The organism is Microbispora sp. NBRC 16548 (assembly GCF_030268985.1).
Classification (GTDB): Bacteria; Actinomycetota; Actinomycetes; order Streptosporangiales; family Streptosporangiaceae; genus Microbispora; species Microbispora catharanthi.
In genome coordinates this window covers 1-971 of sequence record NZ_BSSF01000060.1, presented here as the reverse complement: position 1 = coordinate 971, position 971 = coordinate 1, and the positions used below count along the sequence as shown (strand labels likewise).

At 72.4% G+C, this 971-nt stretch carries 1 protein-coding gene; it reads right to left on the bottom strand.

All coding sequences use genetic code 11. The features are described from left to right. A partial coding sequence (locus QSK36_RS43020) for an acyltransferase domain-containing protein (RefSeq protein ID WP_285786436.1) occupies positions 1-932 on the bottom strand: 932 nt, incomplete at its 3' end. Between the last annotated feature and the right edge of the window lie 39 nt (positions 933-971).

Sequence of the window (971 nt, the reverse complement as noted above, 5' to 3'; positions counted from 1 at the left end):
GTGCCGGTGTAGAGGGCGTTCCAGTCGATGGGGACGCCGCGGACGTGGAGTTCGCCGGCCGACAGCAGCAGCCGGCGCAGGCCGCCGTCGTCACGGCGCAACGTGCCGGTCACCACCGAAGGCTCAGCGGCGATCTCGGCGATGCCCGCAGCCAGCACCGGATGAGCGCTGACCTCCACGAACACCCGAAACCCCGCCTGGCTCAACGCCGCCGCCGCATCGGCGAACCCCACCGGCCGGCGCAGGTTGCGATACCAATACCCTCCATCCAGGTCCGTGCCGCCCACCCAGCCGCCGTCCACGGTCGAGTACATCGGCACCTCACCCCGCCCCGGGGCCAGCCCCGCCAGCAACTCCGCCAGCTCCCCCTCCACGGCCTCCACATGCGCCGAATGAGAGGCATAGTCGACCGGGACGCGCCGCACCCGCACCCCCTCGGCCTCACACACGGCCAGCAACTCCTCCAGCTCACCCGGGGCTCCGGCGACCACCACCGACGACGGGCCGTTGACCGCCGCGATCTCCACCCCGCCCCTCAACCGCGAACGCACCTGCTCCACGTCCAGCGCCAGCGAGGCCATGCCACCGCGACCGGCCAGACGGCGGGCGATGACCTGACTGCGCACCGCCACCACCCGGGCCGCCTCCTCCAACGGCAACACCCCCGCCACACACGCCGCCGCGATCTCCCCCTGCGAATGACCCACCACCGCGTCCGGACGCACCCCCAGCGACCGCCACACCTCCGCCAGCGCCACCATCACCGCGAACGACACCGGCTGCACCACATCCACCCGCTCCAGCGACGGCGCCCCCTGCGCCTGCTGCAGCACATCCACCAACGACCAGTCCACAAACGGCGCCAACGCCGCCGCACACTCCGCGATCCGCCCCGAAAACACCGGCGAGGACGCCAGCAACTCCGCACCCATCCCCGCCCACTGCGCCCCCTGCCCCGGAAACACGAACAC